This window comes from Actinomadura litoris, assembly GCF_009733595.1.
GTDB classification, from domain to species: Bacteria; Actinomycetota; Actinomycetes; order Streptosporangiales; family Streptosporangiaceae; genus Spirillospora; species Spirillospora litoris.
The window spans coordinates 287,092-304,514 of sequence record NZ_WOFH01000001.1 but is presented as its reverse complement, the minus strand read 5'-3'; the positions used below and the strand labels follow the sequence as shown (position 1 = coordinate 304,514).

Here is a 17,423-nt window from a genome sequence, read left to right as displayed (position 1 = left end):
ATTCGTCCGCTTTGCTGGCATACTGGGCGCATGGCTCCTGGTGGGCGGCGTCCCCGGCGTGACGCCGAGGCGAACCGTGAGCGGCTCCTCGCCGCCGCGGTCACGGTGATGCTTCGGGAGGGACGGGGCGTCCCGCTCGCCACCATCGCCGCCGAGGCCGGGGTGGGCGTCGGGACGCTGTACCGCAAGTATCCGGACCGGCAGGCGCTGCTGCATGCGCTGGAGTACCGCGCCTATGGGCTGCTTGTCGGAATCCTGGAGAGCATCGGTGAGCTGCGTTGTTCTGGGCTTGAGGCTGTCGGGGAGTATCTGCGGCGGAATGTTGAGGTCGGGGACCAGCTTGTTCTGCCGTTGCACGGGGCGCCGCCGTTGATGAGTCCGGAGGCGGTGGGGGCGCGGGGGGAGATCTACCGGTACCTGGAGGAGTTCCTCGGGCGGGGACGGGAGGACGGGAGCATTCGCGCGGCCGTCAACGCCACCGATGTCATCGCGTTCGGCGCCCTCATCACGCAGCCGTTGCCATTCGGGCCTCGTTGGCCGCGGATGGCCGAGCGTCAGACAGCACTGTTCTTGAACGCTCTCGCGGCGGACGGCCCGGAGGGACTCGGGAGCGAGATCCGGCGCAAGGACATCGAGGACGCCTTCGCCGCTGGGGGCGGGTCTCAGTAGTCGTCCGACGGGGGTCCGTCTTGTTGCCGCGCTGCCATATGTGGACACCTTCCGCAGGGGCGACCCGGGCGGAGGGCGAGGTCAGGGGTTGGGTTAGTGTCGGAAAGATGCGCTTCGCGATCTCCATTCCCCAGGATCTCAACGACCGCGCGTTCGACCCCGCCGCGTTCCGCGCCCATATGCGGCGCGTGGAGGAACTCGGGTTCGACGGCGCCTGGACGCAGGAGCAGGTCCTCGGTTCGGCGGCCCGGTCGAGCCCGGTCGAGATCCTCACCTACGCAGCCGCGTGCACCGAGCGGATCCGGCTCGGCTGCGCGGTGTTCGTGACGAGCACGCACAGCCCCGTCCACCTGGCCAAGAGCCTGAGCACGCTGGACCAGCTCAGCGGCGGACGGCTGGACGTCGGCGTCGGCATCGGCAACCGGGGGCCGGGGATGGCGGCGTTCGGTGTCGACCCCGAGAACGGCCTGGTCGCCCGGTTCACCGAGGGGCTGGATGTGATGCAGGCGCTCTGGACCGAGCCCAGCGTCACGCTCGACGGACGGTTCTGGCAGCTCAGCGACGCGGCCATGGAGCCGAAGCCCTACCAGCGTCCGCACCCGCCGCTGTGGTTCGGCGCCCGCGCCCCGGCGGCGCTGCGGCGCGCGGTCCGGCGGGGTGACGGGTTCTTCGGTGCCGGTTCGTCGACGACCGCGCAGTTCGCGGAGCAGGTCGGGATCGTCCGCGAGGCCCTCGACGAGGAAGGGCGCGACCCGGAGACGTTCTCCATCGCCAAGCGCGTCTACATCGCCGTGGGCGATGACGCGCCGACCGTCCGGGAGCGGTCCGCCGCGTCCCTGGAGCGCCTCTACGGGCGGGGCGGTCTGGAGCCGGTCGCCGTCGTCGGCGACGCCGGCGCGTGCGCGGAGGGGTTGCGCGAGGTGCGGGACGCGGGCGCCGAGCTGATCCTGCTCACCCCGCTCTACGACGACGTGGAGCAGACGGAGCGGCTCGCCGCCGAGGTCGTCCCGCAGTTGTGAGACGGAGTGGCCCCGGAACGGTTGGACCGCTCCGGGGCCGGAATCCCGCTAGCGCGAGTGCTTGCGCAGGAACTTGTTCAGCGTCGGGTTGAAGACGTCCGAACGCTCCCACTGCGGCATGTGGCCGCTCTCGTTGGCGACGACGGTCTCGACGCCGCGGATGTGGCTCGCCATGACCCGCTGGACGCTCGGCGGGCTGTACAGGTCACCGTCGCCCCACAGCAGCAGCGTGGGGACGCGGATCCGCTCGACGTCGGCCCAGGACGGCTTGTTGATGTTGGCCTGGGAGACCTCGGTGTGGACGGCGCGGTCGTGGATCTCGACCCACTCCTTCACACCGGCCGGGTTGAGCGCCCGGTAGGACGGCCCCAGCTCGATGAAGTCGGCCGGCATGTCGTAGAAGCCCTCGGGACGCAGCCTGCTGAGCATGTCCTTGTAGGCCTGGTCGGTGATGCCGGTCAGGCTGCCGCTCAGCACGAGGCTGAGCAGCCGCTCGGGGTGGGTCAGCGCGTAGTCGAGCGCGATGCCGCCGCCCGCCGCGACGCCGACCGCGTGGAACTTCTTGATGCCGAGCTGCTCGATGAGGGCGTGCAGGTCGCCCGCGCCGGTCCCGGTGTCCTCCTTCGGCCCCGCGTCGGACTTGAAGTAGCCGCGCCGCGAGTAGGCGATGACCCGGTAGCCCGCCTTGGCGAAGTAGGGCTGCTGGTAGGGCCAGCTCTCCGCGCTGCCGGTGCCGGGGTGCAGGAAGATCACCGGCGTGCCGTGGCCTCCGGTGTCCCAGTAGTACAGGCGCGCGCCGGGCACCTGCACGTAGCCTTCCTTGGCCTGGACCTGCGGGGGGACGGGGATGATGCGCAGCGGCGACGCCGGCCCGGGAATGGGCCCCCCGAGGGCGGCGCTCGCGGTGCCGGAGCCGACGGCGAGCGCCGCCCCTCCGGCGGCGAGCGCCGTCACCCCGCCCAGCAGGCCGCGGCGTCCGATGCCTGGAACGCCACCCGTGCGTTCGGCGCTGTCGTTGGTCGTCACTCAAGACCTCCAAGATCCTTGATGGGACGACCCCGCGAGTCCCCCCGGGCGGCAGGGTCAGGGCAGTAACATAACCCACTGTTGATGGGTGCAACAGCCTGTCTTGCAGGGAAAACGTGCTGAAAGGCCATTTACAGGCGATGTTGACGGCCACAACAGGGACGTCAGTTCCCGGTGGTCACGGTGCGTGACGAGTGACCGGTGGGGTCGCGCAGGTCAGCGCGCCAGGTGCTCGGTGAGGGCCGCGTCGATGAAGGCGGTGTCCACCGGGTTGCTGCCGTGGCCCGAGAAATGCCCCCACACACCGGGGATCACGCGCAGTTCCGCGTTCGGGATGTGCTGGACGGCCCACGCCTCGTCCTCGGGTGGGAAGTACAGGTCCTTCTCGCCCGGCATGACCAGCGCCCGCGCCTTGATGGACGCGAGGGCCGCCTTGGTGTCGCCGTTGAAGCCCGGTGTCAGGCCGACGTCGGCGTTCTGCCACGTCCACAGCATCGTGAGCAGGTTGTTGGGGTCGCGGTCGTCCAGGAAGAAGCCCTCCCAGAAGCCGACGAGGAAGTCCTCCAGCGAGCTGTAGCCGAGGGTCTCGTAGAGGCGGTCCCAGTAGAACGCCTGGGAGAACCCCCATCCCGCGTAGACGCGGGCGGCGGCGCGCAGGCCGCGCGTGGGCGGCGAGGTGTACCAGCCCTCCGCGAACGCGGCGTCGGCGGTGAGGGCGGCCTTCACCCCTTCGAGGAACACCTTGTTGTGGTAGCTGGTGCGGGACGAGCCGCAGAAGGGCGCGATGCGCTCGACCATCTCGGGGTGGCTGACGCCCCACTGGTAGGTCTGCCCGGCGCCCATCGACCAGCCGGTCACCAGCGGCAGCCGCTCGATGCCGAAGTGCTCGGTGACGAGCCGGTACTGGGCCTCGACGTTGTCGTACATCGTGACGTTCGGGAACCGGCTCTGGTCGTAGGGCGGCGGCGTGTTGCTCGGCGAGCTGGACAGCCCGTTGCCGAGCATGTTCGGGACGATGATGAAGTAGCGGGACGGGTCCAGCGCCATGCCCTCGCCGATCAGCCACTCGTTGTCCTGGTGCCGCCCGGAGTACCAGGTCGGGTAGACGATCGCGTTGCCCTTGTCGGCCGCCAGCGTGCCGTAGGTCTCGTAGGTGAGCTGCGCTCCGCGCAGGGTCGCGCCGCCCTGGAGGACGAAGTCGCCGAGCTCGTATGTCGTGGCCATGGAGAACCCCCTTATTTTCCGCTGAAACTATTTCGGACGGAACCAATGGTCAAGAGGGGACATGACGGATCTCGCCCCCACAGGCGCACTCCCCATCCGGAGGGGGGTGAACCCAAGTACACCTACGTCAGGGGTCTAGGCGCATTGGGCGGTGGTACCGCCGGCCCTAGCGTCGTTGGCCATGAAGAACTCCATCGTTCGCCTCCGGTCCCGCCGGGCCGGGGTCGCGCTCGCCGGCGGCGCGGTCGTCCTGACCACCGTCCCCGCCGCCGCTTTCGCCCTGGACGACTCCGGCTCCGCCCCGGCCCGCCACGTGTCCGGGGACGCGGCCGCGCCGGGACGCGGGACGGTCGTGTCGGCGACCCGCGTGGCCCACATGACCGGCGCCCAGACCGGCGCCTACCTGAAGGACATCGACGACGCCTTCGCGTCGCCGCGCCCGCGCAACGGCGTGGACGCCTACAGCGTCGTCTACCGGACGATCACGCCCACCGGGCGGCCCACGACCGCGAGCGGCATCGTGGCGCTGCCCGCGACGGCCCCGGGCACGGCGGTGCGGGCGGTCAGCTTCGCCCACGGGACGCTCGCGAGCAGGAAGGACGCGGGCGCGACCGCCGAGGACGGCCAGGGCCGGGTCGCCGCCGTCTACTACGCCGCCGCCGGGTACGCGGGCGTCGCCCCCGACTACCTCGGGCTGGGGCTCGGGCCCGGCCCGCACCCGTACATGCACTCCGCGTCCGAGGCGTCGGCGTCGCTCGACATGCTGCGCGCCGCGCGGACGGTGGCGGGCTCCCACGGCGTCCGGTTCCAGCCGCGCGTCGCCGTGACCGGGTTCTCCCAGGGCGGGGTGGCGGCCATGGCGCTCGGCCGCGAGCTCGGCCGCGGCGCCGACCCCTCCCTGCGGCTCGGCCCGATCGCCTCGGTCAGCGGGCCGTTCGACCTGCGCCGCGCGCAGCTTCCCGCGTCGCTGTCGCCCACCACCACGCTCGCGCCGAAGGCGTCGGTGTTCTACCTCTCCTACGTCACGGTGGCGTGGAAGCACGGGTTCGGCCTGTACCGGTCGCCGTCGGAGGTGTTCAACGCCCCCTACGACTCGATCGTGGAGGGGCTGTTCGACGGGTCGAAGAACGAGGCCACCGAGATCCTGCCGAAGCTCCCCGACACGCCCGAGCAGTTGCTCACGCCCGCGTACCGGAAGCGGCTGGCGCGCCCGTCCGGCACGCTGCTGAAGGCGATCCGGTCCTCGGACGGGACGTGCGACTGGCGGCCGGACGTCCCGGTCCGGCTGTTCGCCGGATCCGGCGACGAGCAGGTCGCCTACGCCAACACCCTCTCGTGCGCGCGCGCCCTCCGCGCGCACGGCGCGAGGCCGCAGGTCGTGGACTACGGGCCGGAGTCGCGGCACATGGGGTCGCTCAGGCGCGGCGTCCCCGACATCCTGCGCTGGCTGCGCCGGACGCGCTAGGAGTCGGCCGGGTGCGTGCTGATGACCTTGCCCTGGGTGTTGACCGCGAGGTACCCGCCGTCGTACTCGTCGGTGAAGTGGATCATCATGGTGGGCTTGTCGCCGTTGAAGGTCCACGCGGCGCTGACGATGACGTACCGGTTGGTCGGCTTCGGCACCTTGAGCGTCCGCGCGGCCCGGTTGAGCAGGGCCGGCAGCGCGTCCCAGTTGAAGATGTCGAGGTCCACCTTGGCGTCGCCGGTCGTGATGGCGACGCTCGGGCGGCTGCGGATCGCCGCGTCCGCGCCCTTCTCGTAGGTGTAGTTGTCGAAGGCGGCGCGGCGCCCGGCGACGGGGGCGTCGGCGGACGCGCGCTCCTCGTACACCGTGAACTCCGCGAACCGCTTGCTGCCCGACGCCTGCTCGAACTTCTTGATCACATCGCGGACGGCGGCGGGCGTCAGCAGCGTCTTCGGTGCCGCGTCGCCCTTCTTGGTCCCGCTCGCGTTCCCGGTGCTCTTGCGCGTGTCGTCCGTATGGGTGGTGCCGGGACTGCCGGCGGCCGCCCTGTCGAGGGCGTCCATCATGCGGGGGACCGCGATGGCGATCGTGGTGAGGACCGCCGCGACCACGCCGATCGCGAGGATGATGACGGCCGTCGCGGCCGTCCGCGCCCGCCGGCGCGGAGGCGGCGGCGCGGCCGGGCCGGTGATCCGCATCGGCGGCGGGAAGGTGCCGGGGAACGAACCGGAGGAGCCGGGGTCGGTGCCGGGTGGCGGCGGGGCCGGAAAGGGGGCGGGCGTCGAGTCCGGAAAGGAGGTGGCGGACGATCCGGCCGCGTGGGCGAGCATGCGGTCGAGCTGGTCGGGCGTCGGACGGGCGGCCGGGTCGCGCACCAGCAGCGCCTGGAGGACGGGCGCCAGCGGCCCCGCGCGGTGGGCCGGGGGGATCTGCGCGGTCATGACTGCGGCCAGCGTCGCGGCCGGGGTCGGGCGCCGCACCGGGTTGCGCCCCTCCACGGCGACGTAGAGGAGCATGCCGAGCGACCACAGGTCCGACGCCGGGTCGCCCTCCGTGCCGTGCAGCCGCTCCGGCGCGATGTACTCCGGTGAGCCCACGAGCCCGCCGGTCGCGGTGACGCGGGACGCCTCGTCCAGCACCGCGATGCCGAAGTCGGTGAGGACGGGCGTTCCGTCCATCCGCAGGAGGACGTTGCCGGGCTTGACGTCGCGGTGGCAGATCCCGGCCTCGTGGGCGGCGCGCAACGCGGCGAGGACGCCGCGCCCGACGGCCGCCCCCTCGGCGGGCGACAGCGGCCCCTCCTCCAGCCGGTCCTGGAGGGACTTCCCCCGGACGAGCTCCATCACCAGCCACGGGTGCGGCATCTCGGAGGAGTCCACGATGTGGTGGATGGTCACCACGTTCGGGTGGTCGACCCGGGCGAGGGCGCGGGCCTCGCGCATCACCCGCTCGCGCAGCATCCGCGCGAGCTTCGGGTCGAGGGCGGACATGTCGGTCTCGGCGAGCCGCACCTCCTTGAGGGCGACCTCGCGTTCCAGCGCGAGGTCGAGCGCGCGCCAGACCGTGCCCATCCCGCCGCTGCCGAGCCGTTCCCGCAGCTCGAAGCGCCCGTCGATCACCATCTGCCCAGAGGTCACGGCGGACAGCCTAGAACGGCGACCCCGGTGAAAGCGCCCATATCCCCCTGGAACGGGCCCCCGGTCCGAGGTAGGTCAGGGTGAGCGCGGGTTGGGTGAGTGCGGGGTGGGCCAGCGCGGGGTGGGTCAGCGCGGGGTGGGCCAGCGCGGGGTGGGCCAGCGGGGCTTGGCGCCGAGGCGCCAGCCCTCCTCGCACGCGGACATCCACGCGCCGCGTCCGGCCGGGAACCTGCCGCCGCCCTTGACGCCCTCTTGATAGGACTTGGCGCAGAAGTTCGACGGCGCGGTCTTCATGGTCGCGCGCATGCCCGCCGCCAACTGGGCCATCTCCGTGTAGGTGTAGCGCTTGCCGTCAGGGTCGATCATCACGATCGTCTTGCTCGTGGGGAGCCTCGGCCTGGCGGGCGCGGCCGCCGGCGTCGAGGGGGTCGGGCTCGCCGCGGTGGGGCTCGCCGCGCTGGGGCTCGTGGGTGCGGCGGCGCCCGGTGCGGTCGCGCCCGGGGTGGCGGCGGCCGACGGCGTGGACGGCCCGGCCTTCGCGTCCCCCTTACCGCCGCCGTCGTCGTCGCACGAGGTGGCGCCCAGCATCAGCCCGCCGAAGGCCAGCACGATCGCGATCTTCTTCGCCACGGGTCAGCTCCAGGGGGCGGGGGACGGGTATTGCGGTCGGACCCTAACAGAACTATCGGCATCCGATCGCTGGCGGACCGTCACGCTCGCGGCCGGTTCCGGCCGCTGGGTTGATCATCCGCCGTGCCCTCTCGTGCGAATCACGCGGGACGAAAGGGGACAGGATGGGCGATCTCTTTGCGACGCTGACGAGACGGGTGGACGCCAACGCGCGCCGGGCGGTGGAGCTCTACGCGCGGGAGCTGCCCGAGTACAAGGCGCTGGCCTCGGGCGACCGCGAGCACACCGACCTGCTGGAGTTCGCGGTGCTGCTGCGGCGCCGCACCGTGGAGCTGTCGGCGCACGACCGGCCGTTCACGGGCGCCGACCTCGCGGTCATCGCCTCGGTCGGGCACGAGCGCGGCCGGGCGGGGATCTCCCTGCACGCCCACCGGTCCGTGCTCGGGCTGCACTCGACGCTGACGGTGCGGGAGATCCACGAGGCGGCGGACCCCTCCGGCCTGGACGACCTCATGCGGCTCCTCGGCTGGGTCGGCCCGCAGGGGACCGCCGCGCAGAACGCCTACACGCGCGGCTTCCTGGACGGGCAGCGGAACGTCGTGCCCCTCGTCGAGCGCGTCCAGCAGCTCGCGGCGGCGCTGCTGGCCGGGGACCCGTCGGCGGCCGAGCTGGCGCGGCGCCTCGGCCTGCCCGTCCCGGACCGCTACCTGCTGACCGTCGTCCGGATCGCCGACCAGGACCCGCCGCTCCCGCCCCCCGCCCGCGCCGAGATCATCGGCGTCCTGGTCGACACGGACCGGGTGCCGATGCGCTGGCAGGACCCCCGCGAGTTCGTCGCGCTGCTCCCGCTCCCGTGCGAGGCGACGTCCGGCCCCTCCGAGCGCGAACCGGACGAGCCCGCCGAGCCCGCCGAGCCCCCCGAACCGGCCGAGCCCCCCGAGCCGGCGGAGCCCCCCGAACTGACCGAGGTCTCCGAGCGGGAATGGGAGCGCGCCCTCGCCATGTCCGCCGCCGTCGCCGAGATCGCCGGGCGGCGCTGCGCCGTCGGCGCCACGGTCGCGGACGCGGGCGCGCTGCCCGGCGCGCTGCCGCTGGCGCGGCGGATCAGCGGGGCGGCGCCGGTCGAGGCCGTCCCGCGCAAGGTCACCACGCTCGCGGACGTCTTCGTCGAGCTGGGCGCCGCGCGGGTCCCCGAGGTCGACCACTGGCTGCGCGGCATCGCCGACCGGCTCTTCCAGGGGCCCGACCTGGTCTCCACGCTCGACGCCTACTACCGCCACGACATGAACCGGCTGCTGACGGCGGCGCACCTGTACGTCCACCCCCGCACCCTCGACTACCGGCTGCGCCGGGCCCGGGAGCTGACCGGCATCGACCCGACGAGCACGCGGGGCGTCCGCGCGCTGAGCGCCACCGTGGCCCGCATCCTCGCCGACACCTGACCCCCGGGACGGCCAAGGGCCCGGCCCGGGGACGCCCCGGGCCGGGCCCTTGCCGTGCGCTCAGAGGTTGGTCGGGCGGTACGCCTTGTACTCGCTGCCGGACGAGAGGCCGTAGTCGCGGGTCCGGTGGTCGGTGCCGTAGCGGCCGCGCTGCTCGTAGGCCCAGTAGGCGGTGTGGTCGCTGTTCGCCCACTTCTCGAAGATGACGACGTGCCGGGTCGTGTTGGTGCCCAGCGCGTCCATGACGAGGTCGCCCTTCTTCAGCTCCGACATCGAGATGCGCTCGGTGAGGCGCGAGGAGGTCAGGCCGACGGTGTTCTCGCCGGGCTTGGGCAGGCCGAGCGCCATCGAGACGAAGCCCGAGCAGTCGGTGCGGTAGCCGTTGTGGTAGTCGGTCTGGCTGTAGGAGACGCGGTCGGAGGTGCCCGGGTTCCAGGTCTTGGCCCGTTCGATGACCTCCGAGCGGGGGCCGGCCACCGGCTCCGGGGTCTTCTTCTCCGTGCGCCGCTCGCGCGAGGCGCGGTCGCGGGTGTCGCGTTCGCGCTTGTCGGCCTCGCGCTTGTCGGCCTTGCGCTCGCGCGCCTCGGGGGTGCCCGCCGGGGACCGGTCCGTCTGGTTCGGCGCCTGCGGGACGGTCTGGATCGCGGCCACCGAGTCGGCCGGGTCCGAACCCGACGAGCCCGTCGTGACCTGCACGATGCCGCCGATCACGCCGAGGGCGGCGACTCCGGCCACGGCTCCGGCGACCCGGGGGTTGAGGTTGCGGACGGTCCAGTTGCTGCCGTGCTTGCCTTTCACAGGGGGGAACTCCTTGGCTTCCAGACGCCTACCGGGTTAGCTGACGGGTTCGGGCTGGAAGTCGCCCTACGGCCTGGTGACAGGCCGATTCACCCCGATGCGAGGTTGGGTCCCCGGCTCCGCGCGACGGCGGACTCGGCGTCGCCGCTGCTGCGACGCAGCGGCGCTGATGCGGTGGCCCGAGCGCGAAGAATCGGCTCAGGCCGCACCAATGACCCCATCTAGGGACACTGGTGATGGATCGCCTGGAGGGCGTCCGAGTGGGACAAGTTACTCATATCGCCAATGGTTGGCAAACTCCAGCAAAATCAGGATCTAGGGTGAAGGTGCACGTCAGGGCCCTGCACGCGGTCGCGGCAGGGCCCTGCGGGGGTCGTGCGTCAAGGCGGAAGTCAGTGTCGAGTCAGGGGCGGACGAGGACCTTCAGCGCCTCGCGGTCGTTCATCGCGCGGAAGCCGTCCGCGATGTCGTCCAGGCTCACCGAGAGGTCGAACACCTCACCCGGCGTGATCGTGCCGTCGAGCACCTCGGCCAGCAGCTCGGGGACGTAGCGGCGCGCCGGTGCGACGCCGCCGGTGATGGTGAGGTTGCGCATGAAGACGTCGAAGTCCATGCGCGCCTGCGCGTACTGCGGGACGCCGACCCGGCTGATCGTGCCGCCGTCGCGGACGCCGCCGAGCGCCGTCTCGAACGCCTCGGTGTTGCCGACGCATTCGAGCACGTGGGGGATGCCGTCGCCGCCGGTGGCCTCGCGCATCGCGGCGACCGCCTCGGCGCCGCGGCCGGGGACGACGTCGGTCGCGCCGAACCGGCGGCCGAGGTCGGTGCGGGCCCGGTGGCGGCCGAGCAGGACGATCCGCTCGGCGCCGAGCCGCGCGGCCGACAGCACCGCGCACAGCCCGACCGCGCCGTCGCCGATGACGGCGACCGTGGAGCCCTTGCCGACCCCGGCGGTGACGGCGGCGTGGTGGCCGGTGGGCAGCACGTCCGACAGCGCCATCACCGAGGGGATCACCGGGTCGTCGGCGCCGACCGGCAGCTTGACCAGCGTGCCGTCGGCCTGCGGGACGCGGGCGGCCTCGCCCTGGCCGCCGTCCAGCCCGCCGACGGCCCAGCGGCCGCCGTTGCGGCAGGAGCCGTGCAGGCCGTCCCGGCAGAAGTCGCACGAGTTGTCGCACCACAGGAACGGGACGAGGACGACGTCGCCGCGCCGCACCGAGCCCACGTCGGCGCCGGTCTCCTCGACCACGCCCATGAACTCGTGGCCGATGCGCAGCCCCTCGTCCACGGGGTCCATGCCGCGGTAGCGGTGCAGGTCGCTGCCGCAGACGCAGGCGCGCGTCACCCGCACGATCGCGTCGGTCGGCTCCCGCAGCACCGGGTCGGGCACCTCCTCGACCCGGACGTCGCCGCGGCCGTAGATGAGGGTGGCTCGCATCAGGGGGTCACTCCTTCGGTTCGGTGATCGTCGCGTCGACCAGCTCGCGCACCGGCCGCCGGTCGAGGTCGAGGACGACCTCGACGAACCGCTCCAGCCGGTCGGCGGTCAGCGGTGTCTCGGCGGCCATCGCGCGCAGCCGGTCGGCGGTCTCGTGGCGGTCCCAGTCGAACGTGGAGGGGTCCGGGGCGTGCTCCGCGACGCGCGTCCCGTCCTCCCGGGTCTGGACGGTGATCCGGCAGGCGCCGCGCGGCACGTCCGCCGGGACGACCCGGACGCGGCGGACCAGGTCCATCAGCGCGGGGTCGTCCCACCCGTACAGGTCGTCCAGCTCGATGCCGCCCTCGCGCAGCGCGACCGCGAGGCAGTAGGGCAGGCTCATCAGCGTCCCGCCGACGTCGCGGAACGGGCCGTGCGCGTCGACGCCCGGATAGGCGGCGTCGTCGGAGGGGAGTTCGACGACGGCCGCCACGACGTCGTCGGCTCCGATGCCGTGGCGGCGGGCGAGGCCGGTCAGCAGCGTCACCGGGATCTGGTTGATCGCGCAGACCGGATACGGCTTGTAGGTGACGCGCCGGAGCCGCCAGTCCTCGCCGAGCCGCAGGTCGGCGGGGGCGGGGACGGTGCCGGTGAAGGCGCGCAGGTGCCCGGCGGCGCCGTCGAGCGCGTCCGGCGCGCCGGTGACGCCCCGCGCGGCCAGCAGCGCCGCGACCATGCCGTTGCGGCTCGCCGCGCCGACCTGGTAGCGCCACTCCTGCGTGCCCGCGACCCACGTCTGGTTCGTCCCGCCGCCGAACGCGGCGGCGAGGCCGAGGGCCGAGACGGTCCGCCCGGCGGTCAGGCCCAGCAGCCGCGCCGACCCGGCCGCCGCCGCGAACGGCCCGTAGACGCTGCTCGCGCGGAACCCCCGCGCGGTCGAGACGTCGGCGCCGCCCTCCGCGATGACGGACGCGGCCTCGTACCCGGCGACCAGCGCGGTCAGCAGGTCGGCGCCGTGCAGCCCGGCGCGGTCGGCGAGCGCGAGCAGCGCGGGCAGCGTCGTCGCGCCGAGGTGCGTGGACACCGCGACCTGCGTGTCGTCCTGCGTCCGCGCGTGGACGAGCGCGCCGGTCGCGAGCGCGAACGCCTCCGCCGTCACCGGCGTGCCGTCCACCAGCAGCCGCGCGCCGCGCGCGCCGGCGCCGGCGCCGCAGCCGCCCTCCTCCTTCGCGTACGCGTACGCGGTCGCGGCGAGGCGGTGCCCGGCGAGGCCGACGCCGAGGTCGTGCAGGACCGTCACCTTCGCCTTCTCGACGAGGTCGGGCGGGATCGAGGACGGCTTCAGGTTCGCGGTGAAGTCGGCGACGCGTTCGGCGAGCGTCATCGGGGCGCCTCGCCCTCCGCCGCGACGCGGGCGATGACCTGGCCCACGACGACGTCGGCGTCCTTCTCCACGAGCAGCTCCACGATCGTCCCGCCGACCGGGCTGACGATCTCGGCCTGCGCCTTGTCGGTCTCCATCTCGGCGATGGGCTCGTCCTCGGCGACGCGGTCGCCGACGCTCTTCAGCCACTGGACGATCGTCGCCTCGTCCATGGTCGCGCCCCATTTCGGCACCACGATGTCCGTCATGCCCCGGTCCCTTCCGTCATATCGTCTTCAGGGCCGCCGACACGACGTCCTCGGCCCCGGGGTAGTAGGCGCGCTCCAGGTCGGGCGCGAACGGCACCGGCGCGAACGGCGGCATCACCTGCGCGGCCGGGGCGCGCAGCGACGCGAACCCGTCGGTGGCGGCGAGCCGGATCACCTCCGAGCCGACGCTGCACGGGCCCTGCGCGTCCTGGACGACGACGAGCCGTCCCGTCCGGCGCAGCGACTCCAGGATCAGCGGCTCGTCGAGCGGGCTCAGCGTCCGCAGGTCGAGCACCTCGGCGTCCACGCCGCGGTCGGCGAGGGCCTCGGCGGCCTCGACCGCGACCGCGACGGTGTCGCCCCAGCACACGAGCGTCACGTCGGTCCCCGGGCGGCGGACGAGCCCGGCGCCGATCGGCACCAGGTGGTCGGGATCGTCGGGAACCTCGCCGCGCCGCGTCCACAGCCCGAGGCTCTCGATGACGATGACCGGATCGTCGTCCCGGATCGCGGCCTTGAGCAGGCCCTTCGCGTCGGCGGGCGTGCCGCCCCAGACGACCTTCAGCCCGGGGACGGCCGCGAGCCAGCCCTCCAGGCTCTGCGAGTGCTGCGGGCCCGACCCGCGGTGGCCGCCGCACAGCGTCCGGATCGTCAGCGGCACCGAGAACGCGCCGTCGGACATGTAGGACATCTTGGCGGCCTGGTTGACGAGCTGGTCCATCGCCAGCGTCATGAAGTCGAAGTACATGATCTCCGCGACCGGGCGCAGCCCCGCCATCGCCGCGCCCACCGCCATGCCGGTGAACGCGGCCTCGCTGATCGGGGTGTCGCGCACCCGCCACTCGCCGAACCTGTCCCGCAGGCCGCGCGTCGCCGCGAACGGGCCGCCGGGCACGCCGACGTCCTCGCCGAAGACGTGGACGGAGTCGTCCCGTTCGAGCTCCTCGTGCAGGGCCGCGTTCACCGCCCGCCAGTACTTGGTCGTGCTCATCGGGCGGCACCTCCGCTGTAGACGTGGGCGGACACCGACGCGGGCGCGGCGAGCGGCTCCGCCTCCGCCGCGCGGACGGCGTCGGCGATCTCCCGCTTCGCCTCGGCGTCGATCGCCGCGAGCTCGGACGCCGCGTCCGGCAGCGCCTCCGCGAGCCGTTTCAGGGGGTCGGCCGCCTTCCACTCCGCGACCTCGGCGTCCTCGCGGTACTGCTGCGGGTCGCCCTCGAAGTGGCCGTGCCAGCGGTAGGTCATGCACTCCAGCAGGGCGGGGCCGCCGCCCGCGCGCGCCCGCTCCACCGCCTCCCGCGCCGCGCTCCGGACGGCCAGCACGTCGTTGCCGTCCACCCGCGTGCCCGGGACGCCGTAGGGCGCGGCGTGGTCGGCGACACGCTCGGCCGCCAGGTGCACCGACACCGGCGTCAGCTCCGCGTACAGGTTGTTCTCGCAGACGAGCACCAGCGGCAGCCGCCACAGCGCCGCGAGGTTCAGCGACTCGTGGAACACGCCCTGCGCGACCGCGCCCTCGCCGAAGAACGCGACCGCGACGCCGCCGCGCCCCTTGCGCGCCGCCGCGAAGGCGCCGCCGAGCGCGATCGGGATGCCCGCGCCGACGATCGCGTTCGCGCCGAGGATCCCGGCCGCCGGGTCGGCGATGTGCATCGAGCCCGACCGCCCGCCGCAGTACCCGCTCGCGCGGCCGAGCAGCTCGGCCAGCATCGACACCGGCTCCCCGCCCTTGGCGAGGCAGTGCCCGTGCCCCCGGTGCGTGGTCGTGATGTGGTCGTCCCCGCGCAGGACGTCGCAGACGCCCGCCGCGACCGCCTCCTGCCCGATCGACACGTGCAGCGTTCCGGGCAGCCTCCCGGCCGCCATCAGCCGGGACGCGCCGATCTCGAACTGCCGGATCCGCGCCATCGTCCGGTAGAGGCGGAGTGCCGTTGCCGCGTTCATGGGCGGTCCTTTTCGGGTCGTCTCGGGAGTTCCAGGACGGCGGTGCCCGGCGCGCACAGCACCCCGTCGGCGTTGCGCTCCTCCAACTCGCACTCGACGATCCCGCCGCCCGACGCCTCCACCTGGCACGCGGTCACCACGCCTGTGCAGGTCAGCGTGTCGCCGGGGACGGCGATGTGCCGGTTGCGCCACCCGAACCGGCGCAGCCGCGCGCCCGGCCCGGCCCAGGCGAGCGCCGTCCGCACGAGGAAGCAGCCGTGCAGATGGGACTGGACGAGGACGTCCGGATACCCCTCGCGCGCCGCGTACTCGGTGTCGTAGTGGATCCGGTGGGCGTTCCAGGTCGCCGCGCTGAACCGGAAGAGCTGGATCCGGCCGGGCCGCATCGTGAGGGGGTCCAGCTTCGTGCCGGGTGCCACGTCCTCGAAGAAGCGCGTCGTCACAGCTCCGCCTCCGGACGCGCGATGAGGTTCTCCCGGGAGGTCGCGAGCGGCGCGCCCGACGCGTCGCGGTAGGCGCGCAGCAGCGTGACGACCAGGAACGGGCCCGAGCGGCCCTCCTTGAGCGCCACGTCCTCGATCGAGGTCTCCCGCACGATGTGCGTGCCGTCGCGGACCGGCGCGTGGAAGTCGATGTCCTGCCCGGCGCCCATCATCCGCAGGCCGGCGAGGGGGAGTCCGGCCATCTCGTCGTCGGTCGTGCCGTCGGGACGCAGCGCGTCCTGCGGCGGGCCCGCGTCCCAGCCGAGCACGCTGGTCGGGAACAGCGGCGGCGCGACCGCGCCCGGCAGCCCGGCTGCCCGCGCGGACGCGTCGTCGAAGTACACCGGGTCGGTCTCGCCCGCCGCGACCGCGAACCGCTGGAAGTCGCGGGCGGACACGCGCCCGAGGTCGTCGTGGCGGGACGTCCCGACCTGGGCCCGGACGCGCTGGTACACCTCGTCGAGGGTGCTCATCGCTCATCTCCCCCTGGAAGCCCGGCGAGCCGCAGCCGCAGCAGCTTCTTCTCGATCTTGCCGATGGACGTCTTCGGGAGTTCGGGGACGACATGGATCCGGGTGGGCACCTTGAAGGCCGCCAGGCGCGTGCGGCAGTGCGCGGCGATCTCCTCCGGACCCGGTGCCTCGCCCGCCGCCGCGACGACGAACGCGACCACCTCCTCGTCGCGCACCGGGTCGCGCCCGGCGACGACCGCCGCCTCGGTGATCGCGGGATGGGCCAGCAGCGCGAACTCCACCTCGCTCGCCGACACGTTCTCCCCGGCGCGCTTGATGACGTCCTTGCGGCGGTCGAAGAAGTACACGTAGCCCTGCTCGTCGAGGTAGCCGTTGTCGCCGGTGTGCAGCCACCCGTCCCGGACGGCCGCCGCCGTGGCGTCCGGGTCCTTGAAGTAGCCCTTCATCAGCGTCCGGCCCGGGACCCCGGACACGAGGATCTCGCCGACCACGCCCGCCGGGACGTCGCGCCCGTCCTCGTCCACGATCCGGATCCGGCGGTCGAAGTTGGGCAGCCCGATCGAGGGCCATCTGCGGTCGCCGAACACCGGCGACATCGTGACGACGGTCCCGCCCTCCGACAGCCCGTACCCGTTGATCAGCTCCACCCCGAACCGGCGCTCGAAGGCGTCCTTCTCCTCCTCGGTCACGTTGATCGCGTAGACGCAGCGGCGGATCCCGTGCTCGGCGTCGCGCCCGGTCGGCGGCTGCGCGAGCAGCGTCCGCGCCTGCATCGCGACCAGGCTCACCGCCGTCGCCCGGTGCCGCCGCACGGCCGGCCAGAAGCCGCTGGCGTGGTAGTCCTCCAGCAGGACGGCCGTGCCGCCGACGGTCAGCGCCGCCAGCAGCGTGATCTCCTGCGCGTTGATGTGGAACAGCGGCAGCGCGGTCAGCAGCCGGTCGCGCTCGTCCAGCGCGGCGCCGCGCGACACCCGCTCCCCGCCCCACAGGCAGTTCGCGTGCGTGATCATGACGGCCTTGGGGCGCGCGGTGGTGCCCGAGGTGAACAGCATCTCCACCACGTCCTCGGACCCGACGCCCTTGGACGGCGGCGCGGGCGGCGCGGCCAGCAGGTCGGCGAACGGCGTGAAACCGTCCGCGCCGCCGCGCGCGACGATCCGGTGCGCGACCCGGGGCGCCTCCGCGAAGAGCGGGACGTGGCCGGGTTCGGTGAGCACGCCGACGGCCTCGGAGTGCTCGATCAGGTAGGTCAGCTCGGCGGGGGAGTTGGCGGTGTTGGAGGGCACCATGACGGCGCCGAGCCAGGCCAGCCCGAACCAGGCGAACACGAACTCGGCGCTGTTGCGCAGGTGCAGGACGACCGCGTCGCCGCGTCCGACGCCGAGGGCCGCGAACCCGCCCGCCGCGCGGCGGACGGCGTCCAGCACCTCCGCGTAGGTGTACTCGGTGACGGTGCCCGCGCGGTCCTCCACGACCAGGCAGGCGCGGCCGGAGTGCCGCGCGTCCCGCTCGGTGAGCAGGTCGGCGAGGGTGCGGTTCCCGATCAGATCCATGCCGGCTCCCCC

17 protein-coding genes and 1 riboswitch are annotated in these 17,423 nt (G+C 73.4%); of the genes, 4 read left to right on the top strand and 13 right to left on the bottom strand.

What is annotated here, in order from left to right; all coding sequences use genetic code 11:
- The first annotated feature begins 30 nt into the window (after positions 1-30).
- Positions 31-669: a TetR/AcrR family transcriptional regulator gene (locus GNZ18_RS01380; protein ID WP_156214225.1), complete on the top strand. Its 639-nt coding sequence runs from the start codon at positions 31-33 to the stop codon at positions 667-669.
- A gap of 107 nt (positions 670-776) precedes the next feature.
- Complete coding sequence (locus GNZ18_RS01375; protein ID WP_156214224.1) at positions 777-1,688, top strand: LLM class flavin-dependent oxidoreductase; 912 nt, start codon at positions 777-779, stop codon at positions 1,686-1,688.
- Positions 1,689-1,736: 48 nt separating this feature from the next.
- On the opposite strand, the gene GNZ18_RS01370 is transcribed toward GNZ18_RS01375, so the two are convergent.
- Both GNZ18_RS01370 and GNZ18_RS01365 read right to left on the bottom strand, forming a co-directional pair.
- The gene (locus GNZ18_RS01370; protein WP_214616304.1) at positions 1,737-2,714 is read right to left on the bottom strand and encodes an alpha/beta fold hydrolase; all 978 of its coding nucleotides are present in this window, start codon (positions 2,712-2,714) and stop codon (positions 1,737-1,739) included.
- Positions 2,715-2,930: 216 nt separating this feature from the next.
- Positions 2,931-3,938, bottom strand: coding sequence for an alpha/beta fold hydrolase (locus GNZ18_RS01365; protein WP_156214223.1), 1,008 nt, complete (start codon positions 3,936-3,938; stop codon positions 2,931-2,933).
- A 181-nt stretch (positions 3,939-4,119) separates the two neighbouring features.
- On the opposite strand from GNZ18_RS01365, the gene GNZ18_RS01360 reads away from it, so the two are divergent.
- The gene (locus tag GNZ18_RS01360; RefSeq protein ID WP_156214222.1) at positions 4,120-5,403 is read left to right on the top strand and encodes a lipase family protein; all 1,284 of its coding nucleotides are present in this window, start codon (positions 4,120-4,122) and stop codon (positions 5,401-5,403) included.
- Here the strand turns inward: GNZ18_RS01360 and GNZ18_RS01355 are convergent.
- On the bottom strand, positions 5,400-7,040 hold the full coding sequence (locus tag GNZ18_RS01355) for a serine/threonine-protein kinase (RefSeq protein ID WP_312874241.1): 1,641 nt from the start codon (positions 7,038-7,040) through the stop codon (positions 5,400-5,402). The two genes, GNZ18_RS01360 and GNZ18_RS01355, sit on opposite strands and share 4 nt — an antisense overlap.
- A 126-nt stretch (positions 7,041-7,166) precedes the next feature.
- The gene (locus tag GNZ18_RS01350; RefSeq protein WP_156214221.1) at positions 7,167-7,670 is read right to left on the bottom strand and encodes a hypothetical protein; all 504 of its coding nucleotides are present in this window, start codon (positions 7,668-7,670) and stop codon (positions 7,167-7,169) included.
- A gap of 164 nt (positions 7,671-7,834) precedes the next feature.
- Here GNZ18_RS01350 and GNZ18_RS01345 point away from each other — a divergent pair, with 164 nt between their 5' ends.
- Positions 7,835-9,112 (top strand): PucR family transcriptional regulator, encoded by a 1,278-nt coding sequence (locus GNZ18_RS01345; protein ID WP_156214220.1) that lies wholly within the window; start codon positions 7,835-7,837, stop codon positions 9,110-9,112.
- Positions 9,113-9,172: 60 nt separating this feature from the next.
- Here the strand turns inward: GNZ18_RS01345 and GNZ18_RS01340 are convergent, their stop codons facing one another.
- The 9 genes from GNZ18_RS01340 to GNZ18_RS01305 form a co-directional block, all read right to left on the bottom strand.
- Positions 9,173-9,910 (bottom strand): NlpC/P60 family protein, encoded by a 738-nt coding sequence (locus GNZ18_RS01340; RefSeq protein WP_156214219.1) that lies wholly within the window; start codon positions 9,908-9,910, stop codon positions 9,173-9,175.
- Positions 9,911-9,920: 10 nt separating this feature from the next.
- Positions 9,921-10,061, bottom strand: a riboswitch (cyclic di-AMP (ydaO/yuaA leader).
- A 252-nt stretch (positions 10,062-10,313) separates the two neighbouring features.
- Entirely contained in the window at positions 10,314-11,348 is a 1,035-nt protein-coding gene (locus GNZ18_RS01335; RefSeq protein WP_156214218.1) for a zinc-binding dehydrogenase, read from the bottom strand.
- Positions 11,349-11,355: 7 nt separating this feature from the next.
- The gene (locus tag GNZ18_RS01330) at positions 11,356-12,711 is read right to left on the bottom strand and encodes an MmgE/PrpD family protein (RefSeq protein ID WP_156214217.1); all 1,356 of its coding nucleotides are present in this window, start codon (positions 12,709-12,711) and stop codon (positions 11,356-11,358) included.
- Complete coding sequence (locus GNZ18_RS01325; protein WP_156214216.1) at positions 12,708-12,959, bottom strand: biotin/lipoyl-containing protein; 252 nt, start codon at positions 12,957-12,959, stop codon at positions 12,708-12,710. Before GNZ18_RS01325 ends, GNZ18_RS01330 begins: the two co-directional genes overlap by 4 nt.
- Before the next feature lie 16 nt (positions 12,960-12,975).
- The gene (locus GNZ18_RS40665; protein WP_173390593.1) at positions 12,976-13,950 is read right to left on the bottom strand and encodes an alpha-ketoacid dehydrogenase subunit beta; all 975 of its coding nucleotides are present in this window, start codon (positions 13,948-13,950) and stop codon (positions 12,976-12,978) included.
- Positions 13,947-14,903, bottom strand: coding sequence for a thiamine pyrophosphate-dependent dehydrogenase E1 component subunit alpha (locus GNZ18_RS40660; RefSeq protein WP_173390592.1), 957 nt, complete (start codon positions 14,901-14,903; stop codon positions 13,947-13,949). Before GNZ18_RS40660 ends, GNZ18_RS40665 begins: the two co-directional genes overlap by 4 nt.
- Positions 14,900-15,346, bottom strand: coding sequence for an FAS1-like dehydratase domain-containing protein (locus tag GNZ18_RS01315; protein ID WP_216651116.1), 447 nt, complete (start codon positions 15,344-15,346; stop codon positions 14,900-14,902). The genes GNZ18_RS40660 and GNZ18_RS01315 overlap by 4 nt, the downstream gene beginning before the upstream one ends.
- Entirely contained in the window at positions 15,343-15,858 is a 516-nt protein-coding gene (locus tag GNZ18_RS01310) for an FAS1-like dehydratase domain-containing protein (protein WP_156214215.1), read from the bottom strand. Before GNZ18_RS01310 ends, GNZ18_RS01315 begins: the two co-directional genes overlap by 4 nt.
- Positions 15,855-17,411, bottom strand: a complete 1,557-nt coding sequence (locus tag GNZ18_RS01305; RefSeq protein WP_156214214.1) for an AMP-binding protein — start codon at positions 17,409-17,411, stop codon at positions 15,855-15,857. The genes GNZ18_RS01310 and GNZ18_RS01305 overlap by 4 nt, the downstream gene beginning before the upstream one ends.
- Positions 17,412-17,423: the final 12 nt, after the last annotated feature.